The organism is Nonomuraea sp. NPDC051941 (genome assembly GCF_044593615.1).
The window spans coordinates 1-1,129 of sequence record NZ_JBIUCF010000152.1; the positions used below are offsets into that span (position 1 = coordinate 1).

Sequence of the window (1,129 nt, forward strand, 5' to 3'; positions counted from 1 at the left end):
CCCGCGCTGCCAGGTCATCCCAGACGACCGCCGTCATCTGGGAGTCCTCCACGGTGGCGTCGGTGGTCGCCACATGTGTGATCAGATGAGGGGTGTCATCGTCGCAGGTCTCGGTCAGATGGACCTTGTAACCGACCCAGCCGGTCCCGCGCTTGACCCCATACCGAGCCTCGGGGTCATAGGGCGAGGCCAGCCGGAGCCTTCCCGGCGGCAGGTCCTTGCCCTGCCGCACACACACCTCCCCGTCGGTCCGGTAGTACTGCTGGATCCACGCCTCGCGCAGCACCTGCACCGCCGGGACCTGCCGCAGCCAGGCCAGAGCGCCGCGGTCATAAATCCGCTCCAGTAGCCGGTAGCCATCCGCTCCGACCTGGATCAGGTAGTCCGTCCGCGCCGCTTCTCCGTCAGGCAGCCGGTAGGCATCCACCCGCTCCCCGTACCGTTCCTGCCATGCGGCCGGAGCCCACGCCGCCAGCCAGCCCGGCTCACAGGCCGCCAAGGCGTTCAACGCCGACCGCATCACCTCGCCGACGAACTCCGCCCGGTTCAACGCCCGCCCGCGGCCAGCACATGCGTGGAATCGGTCCGCTGACGTCCGCCCGCACGCAAGAACTCCAGGCCACTCAACCGCTCCACGAGCAGCTCGAAGATATGCTCCTCCTGGCCGTGTTCAACCAGGCGGGCGCGAAAGCCGCTGAGCACCGAAAAGTCGAACCCCGGATCCTCCAACTCCAGGCCCAGCGCGTATTTCCACTCGATTCGGCCGCGGACTGCGTCGGCGGCCTGCCGATCGGACAGGTTCTCCGCGTATTGCAGCACCGACACCAGCGCCAACTGTCCGGGAGACAGGCCGGGACGTCCCCGCACACCGAACATGCCCGCGAATTCCGCATCGGCGAACAGCGGGCCCAGCGCGTCGCGGACCCGCATCGCCATTGTCCCCTTGGGAAACGCCGCCCGCGCCACACGCGCGGTCAACTCGGGAATCTCCGGCCAGGGACGCGGCTGCATCGACATCAATCGACCATCCTCTCACCGCTCGCAGACGAGGAATCGCGCGGCAGATCATCCTGATTCAGGACATCATCGGCTTCCGAGAAGACACGCCGAATTGGGCAACGGAGTCCTT

General features: G+C 67.3%; 1 protein-coding gene and 1 pseudogene. Both read right to left on the bottom strand.

Annotated elements, in window-relative coordinates:
- Positions 1-550 (bottom strand): annotated as a pseudogene (locus ACIHFD_RS67905) (IS5/IS1182 family transposase); the annotation flags it as partial.
- Positions 547-1,017, bottom strand: a complete 471-nt coding sequence (locus ACIHFD_RS67910) for a transposase (RefSeq protein WP_397375977.1) — start codon at positions 1,015-1,017, stop codon at positions 547-549. The gene ACIHFD_RS67910 and the pseudogene ACIHFD_RS67905, both read right to left, overlap by 4 nt.
- Positions 1,018-1,129 lie beyond the last annotated feature (112 nt).